General features: G+C 67.2%; 16 protein-coding genes. 7 read left to right on the plus strand and 9 right to left on the minus strand.

The window, feature by feature from the left end:
* The first annotated feature begins 80 nt into the window (after positions 1-80).
* Together FHS96_RS02045 and FHS96_RS02050 are read left to right on the plus strand one after the other, a co-directional pair.
* Positions 81-554 (plus strand): MarR family winged helix-turn-helix transcriptional regulator, encoded by a 474-nt coding sequence (locus FHS96_RS02045; protein WP_429587631.1) that lies wholly within the window; start codon positions 81-83, stop codon positions 552-554.
* A gap of 64 nt (positions 555-618) precedes the next feature.
* Positions 619-1,074 carry a MarR family winged helix-turn-helix transcriptional regulator gene (locus tag FHS96_RS02050; RefSeq protein WP_429587633.1) on the plus strand — a complete coding sequence of 152 codons (456 nt, stop codon included), beginning with the start codon at positions 619-621 and terminating at the stop codon, positions 1,072-1,074.
* On the opposite strand, the gene FHS96_RS02055 is transcribed toward FHS96_RS02050, so the two are convergent.
* From FHS96_RS02055 to FHS96_RS02080, 6 genes are all read right to left on the minus strand, one after another.
* Positions 1,058-1,933, minus strand: a complete 876-nt coding sequence (locus tag FHS96_RS02055) for an amidohydrolase family protein (RefSeq protein WP_429587634.1) — start codon at positions 1,931-1,933, stop codon at positions 1,058-1,060. The genes FHS96_RS02050 and FHS96_RS02055 overlap by 17 nt on opposite strands.
* Positions 1,934-1,944: 11 nt before the next feature.
* A complete protein-coding gene (locus FHS96_RS02060) occupies positions 1,945-4,038 on the minus strand; it encodes an acetate--CoA ligase family protein (RefSeq protein ID WP_429587635.1) in 2,094 nt (697 codons plus the stop codon).
* A gap of 179 nt (positions 4,039-4,217) precedes the next feature.
* Positions 4,218-5,051 (minus strand): p-hydroxycinnamoyl CoA hydratase/lyase, encoded by an 834-nt coding sequence (locus tag FHS96_RS02065; RefSeq protein WP_429587636.1) that lies wholly within the window; start codon positions 5,049-5,051, stop codon positions 4,218-4,220.
* 35 nt (positions 5,052-5,086) lie between these two features.
* On the minus strand, positions 5,087-5,617 hold the full coding sequence (locus FHS96_RS02070) for a DUF3237 domain-containing protein (protein ID WP_429587637.1): 531 nt from the start codon (positions 5,615-5,617) through the stop codon (positions 5,087-5,089).
* A gap of 11 nt (positions 5,618-5,628) precedes the next feature.
* Positions 5,629-7,059 (minus strand): aldehyde dehydrogenase, encoded by a 1,431-nt coding sequence (locus FHS96_RS02075; RefSeq protein ID WP_429587638.1) that lies wholly within the window; start codon positions 7,057-7,059, stop codon positions 5,629-5,631.
* Between the two features lie 59 nt (positions 7,060-7,118).
* Positions 7,119-8,486, minus strand: coding sequence for an MmgE/PrpD family protein (locus tag FHS96_RS02080; RefSeq protein ID WP_429587639.1), 1,368 nt, complete (start codon positions 8,484-8,486; stop codon positions 7,119-7,121).
* 55 nt (positions 8,487-8,541) lie between these two features.
* On the opposite strand from FHS96_RS02080, the gene FHS96_RS02085 reads away from it, so the two are divergent.
* Positions 8,542-9,792, plus strand: coding sequence for an alpha/beta hydrolase (locus FHS96_RS02085; RefSeq protein ID WP_429587640.1), 1,251 nt, complete (start codon positions 8,542-8,544; stop codon positions 9,790-9,792).
* 40 nt (positions 9,793-9,832) lie between these two features.
* Here the strand turns inward: FHS96_RS02085 and FHS96_RS02090 are convergent, their stop codons facing one another.
* On the minus strand, positions 9,833-10,198 hold the full coding sequence (locus FHS96_RS02090) for a winged helix-turn-helix transcriptional regulator (RefSeq protein ID WP_429587642.1): 366 nt from the start codon (positions 10,196-10,198) through the stop codon (positions 9,833-9,835).
* A 106-nt stretch (positions 10,199-10,304) separates the two neighbouring features.
* Here FHS96_RS02090 and FHS96_RS02095 point away from each other — a divergent pair, with 106 nt between their 5' ends.
* Positions 10,305-11,306: a zinc-dependent alcohol dehydrogenase family protein gene (locus tag FHS96_RS02095; RefSeq protein WP_429587644.1), complete on the plus strand. Its 1,002-nt coding sequence runs from the start codon at positions 10,305-10,307 to the stop codon at positions 11,304-11,306.
* A gap of 93 nt (positions 11,307-11,399) precedes the next feature.
* Here the strand turns inward: FHS96_RS02095 and FHS96_RS02100 are convergent, their stop codons facing one another.
* Together FHS96_RS02100 and FHS96_RS02105 are read right to left on the minus strand one after the other, a co-directional pair.
* The gene (locus tag FHS96_RS02100) at positions 11,400-12,374 is read right to left on the minus strand and encodes an alpha/beta hydrolase (protein ID WP_429587645.1); all 975 of its coding nucleotides are present in this window, start codon (positions 12,372-12,374) and stop codon (positions 11,400-11,402) included.
* A 61-nt stretch (positions 12,375-12,435) separates the two neighbouring features.
* A complete protein-coding gene (locus FHS96_RS02105) occupies positions 12,436-13,428 on the minus strand; it encodes a LacI family DNA-binding transcriptional regulator (protein WP_429587646.1) in 993 nt (330 codons plus the stop codon).
* Positions 13,429-13,507: 79 nt separating this feature from the next.
* Between FHS96_RS02105 and FHS96_RS02110 the strand changes: the two genes are divergently transcribed.
* The 3 genes from FHS96_RS02110 to FHS96_RS02120 are packed head-to-tail and all read left to right on the plus strand — an operon-like array spanning position 13,508 to position 16,850.
* Positions 13,508-14,689 (plus strand): cytochrome P450, encoded by a 1,182-nt coding sequence (locus FHS96_RS02110; RefSeq protein WP_429587647.1) that lies wholly within the window; start codon positions 13,508-13,510, stop codon positions 14,687-14,689.
* Entirely contained in the window at positions 14,686-15,807 is a 1,122-nt protein-coding gene (locus tag FHS96_RS02115) for a CapA family protein (RefSeq protein ID WP_429587649.1), read from the plus strand. The genes FHS96_RS02110 and FHS96_RS02115 overlap by 4 nt, the downstream gene beginning before the upstream one ends.
* Positions 15,804-16,850, plus strand: coding sequence for a hypothetical protein (locus FHS96_RS02120; protein WP_429587650.1), 1,047 nt, complete (start codon positions 15,804-15,806; stop codon positions 16,848-16,850). Before FHS96_RS02115 ends, FHS96_RS02120 begins: the two co-directional genes overlap by 4 nt.
* Positions 16,851-16,906 lie beyond the last annotated feature (56 nt).

Here is a 16,906-nt window from a genome sequence, read left to right on the forward strand (position 1 = left end):
AATTATGCGACGAGCAAATAGTATATTTATTCAACCATCTGTCAACGGACCAATGTCGTTGACGCGGACAGGGGCAAAGTGTGACGCGGAACACTGCGGGAGAGGGGGATGGGTATCGGCGGGTGCAACTCGGCCGGCTCGGCGATTTCGTGGGGTTCCGCATGCGCCGCGTGCAGAACCAGCTTTCCGCAGAGTTCGCCGCGACGACCGCCCAGTTGGGCCTGCGTTCCGGCCTGTTCTCCTCGTTGGCGATCATCGCCGCCAATCCCGGCATCTCGCAGCAGCAGGTGTCCGCCGCGGTCGGGCTCGACAAGTCGATCACCGTCCAGATCATCGACGAGATGGAGAAGCGCGGGCTTGCCCGGCGCGAACGCTCGACCGTCGATCGGCGTCGCCACGAACTGACCATCCTGCCCGAGGGGCAGGCGCTGCTCGACCGGTTGTTCGAGATTATGGCGAAGGTGGAAAGCGGTGTGCTTGCGGAGCTGAACTCGGAAGAACGGCCGATCTTCGACGCCGCGCTCGATCGAATGTATGCGGTCTTCCATCGATGAAAGCCGCTCGTCATCTCGCCTGGGTGAGTTGACGACGCCACCCAATCATGGCCATCAGACAATAATGTCTCGGGAAAATACGAAGATCGGCGCGCTGGCGCCTCTGGTAGGCTATCATCTGCGGCGTGCGTCGGGTGCGTTCGCGGTCGACTTTGCGGCAGCGATGGAAGGAACCGGCATTCGCCAGGTACCGTTCGGCATCATCGCCGTGGTCGCGGGCAGCCCGGGGATCAACCAGGGCGCGGTCGGCCGCGTGCTGGGCATCAAGCGCGCCAATATGGTGTCTCTGATCAACGAGTTGGTCGACATGGGCCTCGTCGATCGCACCGTCGACGAGACCGATCGGCGCGCCTTCGCGCTGACCTTGACCCCGGCGGGCATCGCGATGCTGGAAGACTGCCTCGCGCGCATCGATGCGCATGAGCGGCGGATGCTGGCGGGCTTTTCCGACGAGGAGAAGGTGGTGCTGCTCGATATGCTGCGGCGGATCGAAAAGGCGCGGGTCATCCCGCTGAGCTGAGGCCCAGCACGCGCGCGGCATTGCCCTTCAGCATCTTCTCCCGCAGTTCCGGCTTGAACCCGGCCTCGTCATAAGCGGCGATCCAGCGATCGGGCGGGATCAGGGGAAAGTCCGAGCCGAACAGGAATTTGTCGCCAAGCTGGGTGTTGGCATAGCGCATGATCTGCGGCGGGAAATATTTGGGGCTCCAGCCGGACAGGTCGATGAAGACGTTCGGCTTGTGCAACGCCATCGAGAGCGATTCATCGGTCCACGGCCAGCCGGGATGCGCCAGGATGATCCTGATGTTGGGGAAGCGCACCGCCACCTCGTCCACCAGCATCGGCTGGCCATAGCGCAGGCGGATGCCGCCGCCGCCGGGCATGCCGGTGCCCATGCCCGAATGGCCGGTGTGGAAGATGGCGGGAAGGCCATAATGGTCGATCACTTCATAGAGCGGCCAGGCCATCGGATCGCCGGGATCGAAATTCTGCAGCGGCGGATGGAATTTGAAGCCCTTCACGCCATGCTTCTCGATCAGGTCGCGCGCCTCGATCGCGCCGCGCTTGCCCTTGTGCGGATCGATCGAGGCGAAGGCGATCATCACGTCGCTGTTCGCCGCCGCTGCCTCGGCGATCTCCTCGTTGCGGATGCGCTTAATGCCGGTGCCCGCCTCCATATCCACCGTGAACATCACGAAGCCGATGTCGCGCGCGCGATAATAGGCGACGGTTTCGGGGATGGTCGGGCGCCGGCGATCCGCCTTGAAGTAACGCGTGCTGGCATCAAGGAATTCGCCGAAAATCGGATCCTCATGGTCGCAGCACGAGACCTCGGCATGGACATGCACGTCGATCGCCGCGAGTTTGCTCACGTCCATGCGCGCCTCTCCTATCCGGCGAGGATCAGCGCATCGAGCGCCACCGCGCCTTCGCCCTTGGGGTAGACCACCACCGGGTTGAGGTCGACCTCCCGGATCGCGGGCGTGCCGGCCAGCGCGCGGCCGAGTGCCGCGATCAGCGCCGCCACTGCCTCGACATCAAGCGCCGGGGAACCGCGATAGCCGTCGAGCAGCGCGCCCTGCTTCAATTGGCGCAGTTCTGCGGCAATGGCTTGTGGAGTGAGATCGACCGGCAGCAGCCGCACGTCGTGGAGCAGTTCGGCCGTTACGCCGCCGAAGCCGACGAGGATCACCGGCCCCCATTCGGGGTCGTTGCGCGCGCCGACGATCAATTCGGTGCCGCGCCTGCCCATGCCCTCGATCAGCGCGCCATCCAGCGCGATGCCGGCATCATAGGCGGCGACATTGGCGTAGAGCCGCGCCCAGGCGGCGTCGAGCGCCGCCGCGTCCGCAATGTTGAGGATGACGCCGCCGGCATCGCTCTTGTGGCTGAGTGCTGCGGCCTGCGCCTTGATCGCCACCGGATAGCCGACCCGCGCCGCGACCACCTTCGCTTCCTCGGCGGACGTCGCGAAGCCACCCTTGGGGAAGGGGATGCCGAGCGGCGCCAGTAATTCCTTGGCACGATATTCGGGGATCACGCCGCTGGGCAGGTCGAGCGTGACCGGCTTGGCCTCAGCCTGCGTCACATCGCGCTCGGCGGCGCGGGCAAGGTGGCGCAGCGCGCGAAAGGCGCGATCGGGCGAGGGGAAATAAGGCACGCCGATTGCGCGCAGGCCGTCGATATAGTCCTGCGGAACGGGTGCGCCGTCGTCGAGCCCGGCGAAGATCACCGGCTTCTGCGGCGCCAGCTTGGTCACCGCCTCGATGATCGCCGGGAATTTGCGTGCGCTGGTCGCCTCGTCGGTCTGGATGATGCCGAACACCAAAGCCGCGAAATTATCGTCCGCCAGCAGCGGTTCGAGGGTGCGGCGGTAGAGGTCGGGATCGACCAGCGCCTGCGCGGTCAGGTCCATCGGGTTGGAAACGGGGATGAAATCGGGAATCGCTGCGCGCATCGCGCCGGCGGTAGCGCCGTCCATCGCCGGCAGCGCGAGCCCGATCTGCTCGGCAAGGTCAAGCGTCAGCGCCTTGAACGCGCCGGATTCGGTCAGCACCGCGGTGCCGCCGCGCCTGACCGGCTTCGCACGGGTGACGAGGTCGAGCACGTCGCCCAGGGCCTCGAGGCTGTCGACCAGGATCACGCCGGCGCGTTCGACCTTGGCCTTCATCAACTGCCAGTCGCCCGCCATCGCGCCGGTATGCGTCGCCGCAGATTCCCGCGCGGCGCTGGAGGTGCCGGGGTGGAGCAGCACGATCGCCTTGCCCGCCGCGCGGGCGCGCTCGGCCAGCGCCAGGAAGCGCGCGGGCTTGCGGAACTGCTCCACGATCATGCCGATCGCCGGCGTCGCCGGATCGTCGATCAGATATTCGACATAATCTTCGACGCCGCTCGCCGCCTCGTTGCCGGTGGAGACGGACACGGTGATGCCCAGCCCCTTCGCCATCAAGGTGGTGCCCAGCACCACCGCCATCGCGCCGGACTGGCTGACGATGCCGACCGCCGGCTTGCCTGCCAGATCGAGCACCGGCGCCTCGACGAAAGTCAGCGGCACGCCCGCGGCATAGTTGACCATGCCCAGGCAATTGGGGCCCTCGATCACCATGCCATGCTCGGCGGCGATCCGCGCGACCTCGGCCTGCGCAGCCAGCCCTTCCTCGCCCCCCTCGGCGAAACCCGCCGAAAAGATGATCGCCGCTCCAACGCCGCGCGCCGCCAGCGCCTCCACCGCGCCCAGCACCGCGCCGCCGGGAATCGCCAGCACCGCGGCGTCGACGCCCTCGGACAACTGGTCGATCGATTTCAGGCAGGGCCGGCCGCTTATCTCGTCCCGCCTCGGATTGATCAGGTGGATATCCCCCGCGAAGCTGTGCCGTTCGAGATTCTGCAGCACCGAATTGCCGAGCGCGCCGGGGGTAGGGGAGGCGCCCACGATCACGACCGAGCGCGGGGTGAGCAGGCGGGACAGGTTGGGCATGGTCATCCGATCCGTTCGGGCCAGAAAGCAGGGGTTGAAGCAGGGGGGCACCCACCTCCGTTCGCCCTGAGTAGCCATTGAGCTTGTCGAAATGGCGTATCGAAGGGCCCGGCTCCGGGCATGTCCTTCGATACGCGTCTTCGACTTGGCTCAGCCGCTACTCAGGACGAACGGCTGGGCGTCAATCAGCCCGCGCGATCCTTGTCATAGGCGCCGAGCCCGGGCTTGTAGCTCTTCTCGTCGATGAACTGGCGGATGCCTTCCTTGCGGCCCGTATTGTCGTAGGAATTGGCGGCTTCCTGCGCGCGGACCAGATAATCCTCGGCATCGTCATAGCTCATCACCGAAACCCGGCGCACGGCATCCTTGGTCGCCTTCAGCGCCACCGGGTTCTTCTTGAGCAGCACCGCGGCCACCGCCGTGACACGCTCCTTCAGTTCCGCCAGCGGCACCGCCTCGTTGACGAGGCCCCATTCGGCGGCGGTGGTGCCGTCGATATTCTCGCCCATCATCGCGTGGTACATCGCCTTGCGGAACGGCAGCAGTTCCACCGCCACCTTGGTCGCGCCGCCGCCGGGCAGGATGCCCCAGTTGATCTCTGAAAGGCCGAAGGTCGCCTCCTCCGCCGCGAAGGCGAGGTCGCAGGCGAACAACGGGCCATAGCCGCCGCCGAAGCACCAGCCATTGACCATCGCGATCGTCGGCTTCTGGTACCAGCGCAGGCGGCGCCACCAGCCATAGCTTTCGCGCTGGGCCTTGCGCGTGCCTGCGAGGCCCTGCGCCTCGGTTTCGCGGAAATATTCCTTGAGGTCCATGCCCGCGGTCCAGGCGGCGCCCTCACCCGACAGCACCAGAACGCCGACATCGTCGCGGAACTCGAGCAGGTCGAGCACCTCCATCATGTCGCGGTTGAGCGTCGGGCTCATCGCATTGCGCTTGTCCGGGCGGTTGAAGCGCACCCAGGCGATGCCGTCTGCAACGTCATAGGCGACGACGCCATTGCTGCTCGTTTCAGTCATATGTTTTTTTACCCTTTGGTCCAGCCCGATCGGGCTTATTCGACGATGTAGAATTGGATGAGAACATGATCAGGCATGCGAATGCCGCGGCCGACGAAGGTCTTTTCCCGCAGCCATTGGTGCTTGCCCGGCGGCGGATCGAACACCGGCGAACTGCGGAAGTAATAGCTGGCGGGATCCACAGTCTCGCCGCGGGCGATCCGCGCGCTGACCTCCGGGCTGGCGACCCGCATGCCCGGATTGTGGATGCCGATCACCGTGCCGTCGGCCGCCTTGAGGAAGTAGCGCGCCTCCACCCGGGTGAAGCCGCCCGGATAGATGGTCTGCCAGTCACCACCGCCGTTCAGCACGGTGCCGTTCAACCTCGGCCCCGTGATCGTGCCGCCGGTGATCGGCACGAAGCGGCGGCGGCCGCCGTCGATCTCGCCTTGCTCCACCGGCGGTGCCAGTTCGACGCGCACGGTGAAGGCGTAGGTGAGGGCGGGCGGCGTCTCGGCCGGTGCCGCGGGCGCCGCGCCGAGCGAAGCCGCCGCCAGGGCGGTGAATGCGATGCGAGGATCCGCCATCTGCGTCGGCCTCAGATCGGATAATGGCCGGGTTCGGTCTCGATCGTGATCCAGCGCAATTCGGTGAAGGCGTCGATGCCCGCCTTGCCGCCGAACCGGCCATAGCCGGAGGCTTTAACCCCGCCGAACGGCATCTGCGCCTCGTCATGCACGGTCGGCCCGTTGACGTGACAGATGCCCGACTTGATCTGCCGCGCGACGCGCAGGCCGCGCGCCGTATCCCGTGTGAAGACGGCGGCCGACAGGCCATATTCGGTGTCGTTGGCGAGTTCGATCGCATGCGCCTCGTCCCGCGCGCGGATCACCCCCACAACCGGGCCGAAGCTCTCGTCGCGGAACAGCTTCATCGCTGGCGTCACCTTGTCGATGACATGCGCGGGCATCAGCACGCCGTCGGCATCGCCGCCATTCACCTGCACCGCGCCGGCGCCGACCGCATCGGCAATCAGCGCGCGGACATGATCGACCGTCTTCTGGTCGACCACCGCACCCAGTGGCGTCTTGCCCTCGCGCGGGTCGCCAACCGGCATGCTCGCCACCTTGGCCTGGAACTGCGCGACGAAGGCGTCGGCAACGGCCTCCACGACGATGATCCGCTCGGTCGACATGCAGATCTGGCCCTGGTTCATGAAGGCGCCGAACGCCGCGGCCTTCACCGCCTCGTCGAGATCGGCGTCGTCCAGCACGATCAGCGGCGCCTTGCCGCCGAGTTCGAGCAGTACCGGCTTCAGATGCTCGGCAGCCCGCTTGGCGATGATCTTGCCGACCGCGGTGGAGCCGGTGAAGTTGATGCGGCGGATCTGCGGATTGTCGATCAGCGCGCCGACGATCTCGGGCGCATCCTGCGGGGCGTTGGTGACGATGGAGACCGCGCCCTTGGGCAGCGCCTCGTCGAACGCTTCGCCGATCAGGCTGTGCGTGCGCGGGCATTGCTCGCTGGCCTTGAGCACCACGGTGTTGCCGCAGGAAAGCGGGGTGGCGACGGCGCGGACGCCGAGGATGATCGGCGCATTCCAGGGCGCGATGCCCAGCAGCACGCCCACCGGCTCGCGGAACGCCATCGCGATGCAGCCCGGCTTGTCGGACGGGATCACCTCGCCGCCGATCTGGGTGGTCAGCGCGGCGGCCTCGCGCACCATCGACACCGCCAGCATCAGGTTGAACCGCGCCCAGCCCTCGGTGGCGCCGATCTCGCCCATCATCGCGCCGACGAACTGGTCCGCCCGCGCCGCCAGCGCATCCGCCGCCTTGCCGAGCGCGGCGCGGCGGGCATTGGGGCCCAGTGCGGACCAGGCGGGGAAGGCCGCTGCCGCGGCTGCGACCGCAGCATCGGCATCCGCCACCGTCGCTGCCGGCGCGGTGGTCGCGACCGCGCCGGTCACCGGATTGATTCGATCGAACGTGGCCCGGGTTGCCCGGGCTTGCGGTGCAAGTGTAGCCATCTGCGCCTCTCCAAATATTGTTATGTGATATAACCTAAAGGGGCCGAGTGCAAGCGCCTTCAATCAAGCCAGGTTGCAGCGGGGCGGGAGAGCGGCGAACCGAGGATTTGCGCCGCGATTGCCGTCGCTCGGGGCAGCTGGATCGGCAGGGCGGCATGGCCGGTGCAGTCGACGAACTTGGCGACCAGCGCCGAATCGGCGAGTGGCCGATCGGGGTGACCGGCGGCTTGCATCACCCGGTGCGACAGGCATGTGCCGTCTTCGAGCAGGATGGTCAGGCTGCCGCTGGCCGCCTCGGCGCGACCCCAGTCGGGATTGCGTCGCTCGGTCACGGTCGCGCCGATCCCGTGCAGGCCGGGATCGGCCAGCCGATCGGCGGTGAAGCTGGCGAGCGTGACTGCGCCGTCGCGCAATGCCGTGGCAAGCGTGAAGGGGATGCTGAAGCGCGCGTCGATCGCGCTGGTCGGCTGCGCCTTGGCGGGCTGGGGGCGGATCAGCATCTCCTGAATCGGGCCGGTCTCGGCCTCGATCCGCCGGATCAGCGCGGGATCGAACGATGGCCGCAACGCGAGCGCCGCTTCTATATAGGCGTGGGTGCCGCGGCAGGCGGGCCAGGGTTTAAAGCTCACCTGATCGCCGAGGAAGCGTTCCCCCAGCCCGTCGACAAGCGCGGCCGTCGGCGGCCCGCCGGCATAGACGGCGAAGAAGCCAGCCTTGCCGCCCAGCGGATCGGCGAAGGCGCGGGCGCCGCCGGCAGCGAGCAGCGCCGCCTCCACCGCCGCGCGCGCGACGAAGCCTTCGCGCACGCCGCGCAAGGGGGAGGAGGGATCATATTTGATCTCGCCCGGAAAGGCGCCCTGCATCATCGCGAGCCCCATCGCGTGGCGGATGCCATCTGCGCCGAGGCCGAGCAGCTTCGCGCATCCGGCGGCGGTCGCGATCAGGTTGACCAACGGCGGCGGATACCAGCCGCCCGCCTCATAGGGGCGGGATGCCGAGAGCGAGAGGCGGCAGGCGAGGTCGCTGGCGCCGGCCATCGCAGCGAGAAAGCGGCCGCCGTCGATATCGTGGTCGGCGTCCGCCAGCGCGAGCAGCGCAGGCACCAGCGCGGCGTTGGGATGTGCCGGGCCGGCATCGAAGGTGTCGCCGAAATCGAGTGCATGCGCGAGCGCGCCATTGGCCAGCGCTGCCAATGACGGGCTGGTGCGCACGTCGTCGCCGAGCAATCGCGCCGGGCCGGCACTTTGTTCGGCATGGCGGCGATAGGGGCGGGCGTCTTCCGCCAGGCCGCTTGCGGCGAGCATCACGCCGAGCGCGTCGAGCAACGCCCGGCGGGTCGCATGGAGCGTAGCGGCGGGCAGCGATGCGGCGTCGATCGCGGCGAGATGGGCGGACAAAGTGTCCGAGATTGTTTTGTCACAGAACATTCTATGCAAACGCTTTCATCAACCCTAAGATCGATGCAAGCGAAAAGGAGAGGGTATGCGCAAATCGATCGCTCTTGCGGTAGCGCTCATGCTGGCGGCGGTTCCGGCCGGCGCCGGCGCCGATAATGGCGGCGTTCTCCCCGGGGGCGCGCATTGGGACGCCGCGGTTCCGGCCAACTGGAACGGCACGCTTCTGCTCTACAGTCGCGGCTACAGCGCCAATCTCGGCGCGCCGGAGGCCGCACCCAAACTCCATCGGCAGGCGCTGCTCGACGCCGGCTATGCCATCGCTGGATCCGATTATGGCGCCTCCGGGTGGGCGCTGGAGCAGGCGGTGCCGGCGCAGCAGGCGACCGCCGCCGCGTTTGCGGCGCGCCATGGTAAGCCGAAGCGGGTGATCGCCTGGGGATCGTCGATGGGCGGGCTGGTGACGACCGCGCTTGCCGAACGGCGCGGCAGCGGCATTGATGGCGGGGTGGCGATGTGCGCCTCGATCGGCGGCGCGCTCGGCATGATGAACATGGCGCTCGACGGCGCCTATGCTTTCCGCACCTTGATCGCCCCCGATGCGGATATCCGTGTCGTCGATATCGATGATGATCGCGCGAACGGCCAGCGCGTCGCCGCCGCGCTGGCCAAGGCGATGCAGACCCCCGAGGGCCGTGCGCGCGTGGCGCTGGCTGGCGTGCTCGCGGGCATCCCCGGCTGGACGAGCCATGACGGCGCCGAGCCGGCGGCGACGGACTATCGCGCCCAGGTGGAGGAGATCGCGAAGGCGTTCGTCATGGGCGTCTATTTGCCGCGTACCGACCAGGAAAAGCGCGCGGGCGGCGCCTTTTCGTGGAACAACGGCATCGATTATCGCGCGCAGGTGGCGCTGTCCGGGCGGCGGCCGCTGCTCGCCGTGCTCTATCGGGAGGCGGGGCTCGACCTCGATGCCGATCTGGCCAGGCTCGATGCCGCGCAGCGGGTCACCGCGAAGCCGGCGGCGGTCGCCTATATGCGTGCGCACTACACGCCCAACGCCCGCCCGCTCGTGCCGCTGGCGGCGGTGCAGATGATCGGCGACGGGCTGACCTCTCCCTCAATGCAGCGCGGCTATGCGGAGGCGGCGAAAGGTGCCGAGAGCCTGTGGGTACGCGGCGCCGGCCATTGCAACTTCGACACGCCGACCGTGCTCGCGGCGATCCGTCATGTCGAGGCGCGGATCGAAAACGGGCGCTGGGGCGCGCGGCCGTCCGGCTTCGTTGCCTATACGCCGCCGCCGATGCTCCGGCCCTGCATCCGCGGCGGGAAGTGTCGCTAGCCCTGGCTGGCGGTATGGATCGCCCCCGCCGACCTCGTGATCACGAGGCGGCAGCCTTGGATTGCTCGAACAGGTCCATATTCGCTTCCCCCCAGGCGGAGAGCGACAGCAGGATCGGGATGAAGGTCCGGCCCCGGTCGGACAGGCTGTATTCGACCTTGGGCGGCACCTGGGCGTAGACGACGCGGTTGATCAGTCCATCCGCCTCCAGTTCGCGCAACTGGTTGGTCAGCGTCCGTTGCGTGACCCCGTTCATCAGGCGCATCAGCTCGTTGAAGCGCACCGCGCCGCGATCGTGCAAGTACCACAGCGCCACGGCTTTCCACTTGCCGTCGATGAGGCTGATCGCCGCCTCGACCGCGCAGCCAGGGTTTTCATCAAGGCTGGAATGGCGCCGCTTAACCATGACAGTATCCTTTTATGCACTTAGAGCGAATTTTGTGCGTACTACATGAAAATCAGGTACATCCTAAATGGCGCTCACCATTCTGAAATCAACGCAAGGTGAGATCATGACAGATACGATGAAGGCGGTCGTTCTCGGCAAGTTCGGCGACTATGATGCATTCGAACTGCGCGATGTGCCCGTGCCTGCGGTCGGCGCCCGCCAGGTCAGGGTGCGTGTTCACGCCACTGCGATCAATCCTCTCGACTATCAGATCCGGCGCGGCGACTATGTCGATCATGTGCCGCTGCCAGCGATCATCGGGCATGACATCTCCGGCGTGATCGAGGAAATCGGCGCGCACGTGACCGAGTTCGCGGTCGGCGACGCGGTCTACTACACGCCAAAGATCTTCGGCGGTCCCGGTTCCTATGCGGAACAGCATGTCGCGGATGTCGAACTCGTCGCGCGTAAGCCGCACAATATCAGCCATCTGGAGGCCGCCAGCCTCACGCTGGTCGGGGGCACGGTGTGGGAATCTCTGGTCACGCGTGCCCAGCTCGCGGTTCACGAGACCATATTGATCCATGGCGGAGCCGGCGGCGTGGGCACTGTCGCGATCCAGTTGGCCAAGGCGATGGGCGCGCGCGTCATCACGACGGCGCGTGCGGGCAACCATGATTTCGTGCGGTCGCTCGGCGCGGACGAGGCGATCGACCACACCGCCGAAGACTATATATCAGCCGTGGCCAGGCTGACGGACGGGCGGGGCGTGAATGTCGTGTTCGACACGATCGGCGGCGACACGCTGGCGAAGAGCGCGCACGCGCTGGCGGATGCCGGACGGGTGGTGAGCATCGTCGACATCCCGCAGCCGCAGAACCTGATCGAGGCGTGGGGCAAGAATGCCGCCTATCATTTCGTCTTCACCCGCCAGAACCGCGGCAAGCTCGACGCTCTCACCGCGCTCGTCGAGCGCGGCCTGATCAAGCCGGTGATCGGCGCGGTGCTGCCGCTGGCACGCATCGGCGATGCGCACGAATTGCTCGAAGCCGGTGGTGGCCGCGGGCTGCGCGGCAAGGTGGCGATCGACGTCGTTGGCCAGACGGTCGAGCTGCCTTCGCGATAAGCAATCTCGACCGCGCGGGGATGCATGGCGTGCGGGGGCGGCAGCGATCGGCTGCCGCCCCCGCCACTCCGGGCCATCTGGCCGGCGGATCGCTCAGAACCCCTTTTTCTCGATCCGCCATTTGGGATTGTTGCACAGGCCGCAATCCGGGCCTTCGAAGAGCTTCGCCGCCTGTCGGTCGCCCCGCAATTGCCAGTCGAGCCACGCCACCGAAAGGCCCGCGACGTCGCCACCATTCGCTTCGCGGAATGTGCCGCCATGGCCGACATCGCCATCGACCAGCACCACGGGCACTTCGGTGATCTTGGCGTAATCATCGGTGCCGTTGGGCCAGGCAACATCACCCTTGCCGCCCAGCACATAGATCACCGGCGTATGCAGCGTCTTCAGCAGCGACTTGTCGACCTTCATGCCGACGATCGGATTTGAGCCATCGGCAAAGATGCCGCTGTTGTGGACCATAACCGTCTTGATCCGCTTGTCGCCCGCGATCTGCAGCGCCTGCAGGCCGCCGCAGCTATGCCCGGCGACCGCGATCTCGTCGGTGGCGATCCTGCCGCGATAGGGGCTGCCGGCGCGGCTGTTCTCGGCGATCGCCCAGTCGATGCCCTTGGCAACATCCTGCCAGGTGGTGACGACCGTGGGCTTCATGCCGGTCGCCGGATCGATCGGCCGTTGCTGCGGCGTGCCGGTGGCGCCGGGGCCGCTCTGGATCGTGCCCGGCGCGATGGCGAGATAGCCATGCGAGGCGATCTCGGCGAGGTGCTGGCGCGCGCTGGCGCCATCCGCGCGGCAACCGCCATTGCCCCACACCAGCACCGCCAGCTTGCGATCTCCCAGCTTTGCCAGGTCTTTTGGCCGATACACGACATGATCGGGTAGGCTCGGGTCGATTTCCTTGATCGCGGGGTAGGGGCCGGTGCCGGGCGTATCGGGCATCGCGTCCGCCGCGGCGCGGCTTTCCGCTTCGCTCCGCGCCGGAACGGCGCCCCCCGGATTGCCATCCACCTGCGCCAGCGCGCTGCTTCCCAGCAGCGCCAGCCCGATCGCCATCACGCCCAACCGCATCGCTCACTCCCTGAATGTTATGGGATAAAGCTATCGCGTTCCCGCGAGCGTGCAAGCCCTTTCATGCGCTTTCGCGCGCGATCACCCGGAAACCGACGTCGATGCGTTTCTCCACCTCCGTGCCCGCGGCCCGCGCCCGCAGGACGCGCATCACTTCGCGGGCGATGCGCGCGCCATCGACGTCGACCGAGGTGATCGTCGGCCGCATGTCGCCGGCAAGCCGCAGATTGCCGAAGCCGGTGACGGCGAGTTGGTCGGGCACCCGGATGCCCGCCGCCTGCGCCTCGACGATCAGCCCCTGCGCGATCCAGTCCGATCCGCAGACGACCACGTCCGGCCGCTCGGGCAGGTCGGCAAGCGCGCGGTAGGAGAGGCGGCCCTGGCCGAAATGGCTGGGCACGTTGACGTCGAGCCGCGTCGGTTCCGGCCCGCCATCATGCACCCAGCGGGTGATGAAGCCGCCGGCGCGGCGTTCCGAGCGGGTCGAGCGCGGCACCACCAGATGCGGCCGGCGATAGCCGCGCTGGCGCAGGAAACGCGCCATTTCCTCGCCCGCGGCGCGGTGGGAGAAGCCGATCGAGACGTCGATCGGATCCTCGGGCAGCCCCCAGGTCTCGATCACGGTGATGCCCGCACCGCGCAGCCGCTGGCGCGTCTCGTCGTCGGAAACGATGCCGGTGAGGATGATCGCGTCGACGCGGCGGGCGAGCGCCATGTTGATCTCGGGCACCAGCCGGTGGTTGTCGGCACCGGTCAGCGCCAGCACCACGCTGATGCCGTCGCTCGCCAGCTCATCGATCATCGCCTCGATCGTGTCGTTGAAGATCGATTGGGCGATGTCGGGTACCAGCGCTGCAATCAGCCGGGATCGGCTGCTCGCCAGTGCGCCCGCTGCCATATTGGGCACATAGCCGGTGTCCTCGATCGCCTGGCGGATGCGCGCGCCGGTGGCGGCAGCGACCACCTCCGGGCTGTTGAGATAGCGCGAAACGGTTGCGGCGGAGACGCCCGCACGGGCGGCGACATCATCCAAGCGGGGCGGGCGAGTGGCCATAGGTGCCATTCTTAGCGCTGTTTTCGGCAGCGATGCAAAAACTCTTGCAAGCGCTTTCATGAGGGCGTACGAAATTGTTATGTCTCATGACTTCGATCCGCTCCTTCCGGAGACCTTTGACAGCCCCAATGCCGATTATGCGGCGTTGCGCGCCAGATGCCCGGTTGCGCACAGCGATGCCTGGGGCGGCTTCTGGGCGTTGATGAAGCATGACGATGTCGCCGCCGCCGCCGCGGACTGGCAGACCTTCATCACTTCGCAGCAGAATGTTGTGCCCAAGGTGGCGTTCACCGGTCGCCGCCCGCCGCTGCATCTCGATCCGCCGGAACATACGCCTTATCGCCGTGCGATCGCGCCGTTGCTCACCGAGCGCCGCGTCGCGCGGCTGGAGCCGGTGGTCCGCCGCATCTGCCGCGATCTGCTCGCCGCGATGGTCGCGCGGGGCGGCGGCGATGTCGTTGCCGATTTTTCCGCGCACATGCCGATCGCCACCTTCGCAACCTGGATGAATCTGCCGCCGGCCGCGGTCGAAGAACTGACCCGCGTCGGCAAGCGCTACAACATCGCCGTCCAGGCGAACGATATTGACGCGACCAAGGAATCGAGCGCTCTGCTCTATGACATGGCGCGCGGCGTCGTTGCCGACCGCAAGGCCAATCCGATGTCGGTCGACGAGGACGTCACCAGCGCGCTGCTGGCGGTGCGCGTCGATGGCGAACCGCTGCCGGAAGAGATGATCGTCGGCACCATCCGCCAGGTGCTGGTGGTCGGCATCATCGCCCCCAGCGTGATGATCGGATCGATCGCGGTGCATCTGGGGCGCGACCGTGCGCTGCAAAACAAGCTGCGCGCCGACCCCACGCTGGCGCCGGCCGCGATCGAAGAGTTTCTTCGGCTCTACACCCCTTATCGCGGCTTCGCGCGCACCGCGGTCTGCGACGTGACGATCCGCGGCCGGACGATCCCGGCCGGCGAACCGATCGCGCTGGTCTATGCCTCCGCCAACCGCGACGAGGATGTGTTCGACGCGCCCGAGCAATTCCGGATTGATCGCCCCAACATGAAGGACTCGGTCGCCTTCGGCCGCGGCCCGCACATGTGCGTGGGGGCGGCGCTGGCGCGGCTGGAATTGCAGGTGGCGCTGGAGGAACTGCTCGCCGCCGCGCCCGGTTTCGCGCTGGCGGGCGAGCCCTTGCCGACGCGCTTCCCCGAGATCGGCGCATTGTCGGTGCCGGTGACGTTCGAGAAGGCCGCGGCATGACCCACATCTTCCTCGCCGCCGGCGACCTCGCGCCCGATCGCGACCAGTATGACGAAAGCTATGACGCCACCCGCGATGTGCTGAAGGCCGCCGACATCGCCTTCGCACAGCTCGAAACCAGCTTCGCCGAAAAGGGCGTGCGGCTGCCGCAGGCGCGGCACGCGGTGCTGGCGCGCCCCGATGGCGCCGATGCGCTCGCCCGCGCCGGGTTTGACGTGATCTCGATGGCGGGCAATCATGTGCTTGACTGGGGCAATGACGCCTTTTTCGAGACCAGGGCCAATCTCGAACGCACCGGCATCAAGGTGGTGGGGGCAGGGGCCAATATCGCCGAGGCGCGCAGGCCCGTCCTCATCGCGCTGGGTGACGGCACAACCGTCGCGATCCTCGCTTATTCCAGCATCCTGCCCCACAGCTATTGGGCGGAGGAGCGACGTCCCGGCTGCGCGCCGATGCGCGCGCACACGCTCTACGAGCAGATCGAGCATGACCAGCCAGGCACACCTGCGCGCATCCACAGCTTTCCGCACCGCGAGGATCTGGCGGCGCTGGAGGCGGACATCCGCGCGGCGAAGGCGGTGGCGGATGTCGTGCTCGTTTCGCTGCACTGGGGCATCCACTTCGTCCGCGCGACCATCGCCGACTATCAGCGCGACGTCGCGCGCGCCGCGGTCGCCGCCGGGGCGGATGCGATCCTCGGCGGCCATGCGCATATCCTGAAGGGCTGCGAGCTGATCGACGGCAAGCCGGTCTTCTATTCGCTGTGCAACTTCGCCACCGACCTGCGCATGGACCCGGTCCATGCCGCGTCGAAGAGCTTCAACGAGATCCGCGTGCTGGCGGAAGCGTGGGAGCCCGATTTCGACAGCCTCTACAATTTCCCCAAGGCGTCGCGCCTGTCGATCGTCGCGCGGCTCGAGATCGCCGGCGGCGGTATCGTCCGCGCCGGCTTCCTGCCGCTCTACATCGATCGCGATGCGGTGCCCCGCTTCGTCGAGCCCGGCAGCGCGCGCCACGCCGAAGTGGTCGACTATATGGCGGCAGTGACCGCCGAGGCAGGGCTCAACGCCCGCTATCGCGTGGAGAGCGAAATGGTTGTTCTGGAGGCGGTGGCGTGAGCCGTGGGGCGGCGGCGAAGGCGGCGGCCATTCCGCTGGAGGCCTATGTCGGTCTCTATCTGATCGCCTATCTGCCCAATGTGATCATCACCAAGCTGGTGACGAGCATGCCGCATGCCGGGCTCGGCCGCCCGCTGACCGGGCTGGAGACGCTGCCCGCCTCGCTGATCATCTCGATGCTGCTGACCTACTTGTTCATCTGGTGGTCCGGCTGGCACAAGGATGCCAACGGCGTGATGGTCGCCGGCCGCCGTATCCCGGTGCCCACCAGATATACGTTCCTGTCCGGCATCGGCACCGCGCTTGTGCTGTTCACCGTGCCGCTCTCCTTCACCTTCGAGGGCGTTTCGATTCCTTTCATCCAGTTGCTGATGCGCGGGGATATCCTGCTGATCGCGCCACTGGTCGACATGGCGTTCGGCCGGCGCGTGCGCTGGTGGAGCTGGACGGCGCTTGTGATGGTGCTGGTCGCGCTGGCGATCACGCTTACCGATCGCGGCGGCTTCCATCTGCCGCCGCTCGCGATCCTCACGGTGGTGCTCTACACGATCGGCTACTTCATCCGCCTGGCGGTGATGACCAAGGTGTCGAAGAGCGGCGATCCCGCCTCGGTGCGCAAATATTTCGTGGAGGAGAAGGTGTTCGCGCTGCCCTTGTCGGTGGCGATCCTCGCGGCGATCTCCGCGTCGGGCATCGGCAACCAGTCCGGCGCGCTCGGCTGGGGCTTCGTTTCGGTGTGGACCGATCCGGTGATCTTGCCGCTGTTCGGCATCGGCGTGACGCTGACCATCGTCAGCGTGTTCGCAATCATCATCCTGCTCGATCCGCGCGAGAACGCCTATTGCGTGCCGCTGGAACGGGCCGCGAGCCTCGTCGCCGGTGTGGGCGGCGCGCTGTTGCTCGCCTGGTTCTGGGGCCTCAAGGCGCCGCGTCCGGCCGAACTGACCGGCGCCGCGATCCTGATCGGTGCCATCGTGTTGCTTTCGCTTGCCCCCCGCTTCGCGCAGCGCCCGGTCAAGGCCGCGCGCGCCGAAACCACCTGATTCCAAAATTTCCGTCCGAACCGCCGGAACAGGCGGGCGACGACCAGAGGAGAGAG

It is taken from the genome of Sphingomonas zeicaulis, assembly GCF_050433225.1.
In the GTDB taxonomy this organism is placed as follows: Bacteria; Pseudomonadota; Alphaproteobacteria; order Sphingomonadales; family Sphingomonadaceae; genus Sphingomonas_D; species Sphingomonas_D zeicaulis.

Coding starts and splice junctions, on each gene's coding strand:
- FHS96_RS02050 (WP_429587633.1), top strand. CDS start 619: ATGTCTCGGGAAAATACGAAGATCGGCGCGCTGGCGCCTCTGGTAGGC.
- FHS96_RS02055 (WP_429587634.1), bottom strand. CDS start 1,933: ATGGACGTGAGCAAACTCGCGGCGATCGACGTGCATGTCCATGCCGAG.
- FHS96_RS02060 (WP_429587635.1), bottom strand. CDS start 4,038: ATGACCATGCCCAACCTGTCCCGCCTGCTCACCCCGCGCTCGGTCGTG.
- FHS96_RS02065 (WP_429587636.1), bottom strand. CDS start 5,051: ATGACTGAAACGAGCAGCAATGGCGTCGTCGCCTATGACGTTGCAGAC.
- FHS96_RS02070 (WP_429587637.1), bottom strand. CDS start 5,617: ATGGCGGATCCTCGCATCGCATTCACCGCCCTGGCGGCGGCTTCGCTC.
- FHS96_RS02075 (WP_429587638.1), bottom strand. CDS start 7,059: ATGGCTACACTTGCACCGCAAGCCCGGGCAACCCGGGCCACGTTCGAT.
- FHS96_RS02080 (WP_429587639.1), bottom strand. CDS start 8,486: ATGTTCTGTGACAAAACAATCTCGGACACTTTGTCCGCCCATCTCGCC.
- FHS96_RS02085 (WP_429587640.1), top strand. CDS start 8,542: ATGCGCAAATCGATCGCTCTTGCGGTAGCGCTCATGCTGGCGGCGGTT.
- FHS96_RS02090 (WP_429587642.1), bottom strand. CDS start 10,198: ATGGTTAAGCGGCGCCATTCCAGCCTTGATGAAAACCCTGGCTGCGCG.
- FHS96_RS02095 (WP_429587644.1), top strand. CDS start 10,305: ATGACAGATACGATGAAGGCGGTCGTTCTCGGCAAGTTCGGCGACTAT.
- FHS96_RS02100 (WP_429587645.1), bottom strand. CDS start 12,374: ATGCGGTTGGGCGTGATGGCGATCGGGCTGGCGCTGCTGGGAAGCAGC.
- FHS96_RS02105 (WP_429587646.1), bottom strand. CDS start 13,428: ATGGCCACTCGCCCGCCCCGCTTGGATGATGTCGCCGCCCGTGCGGGC.
- FHS96_RS02110 (WP_429587647.1), top strand. CDS start 13,508: ATGTCTCATGACTTCGATCCGCTCCTTCCGGAGACCTTTGACAGCCCC.
- FHS96_RS02115 (WP_429587649.1), top strand. CDS start 14,686: ATGACCCACATCTTCCTCGCCGCCGGCGACCTCGCGCCCGATCGCGAC.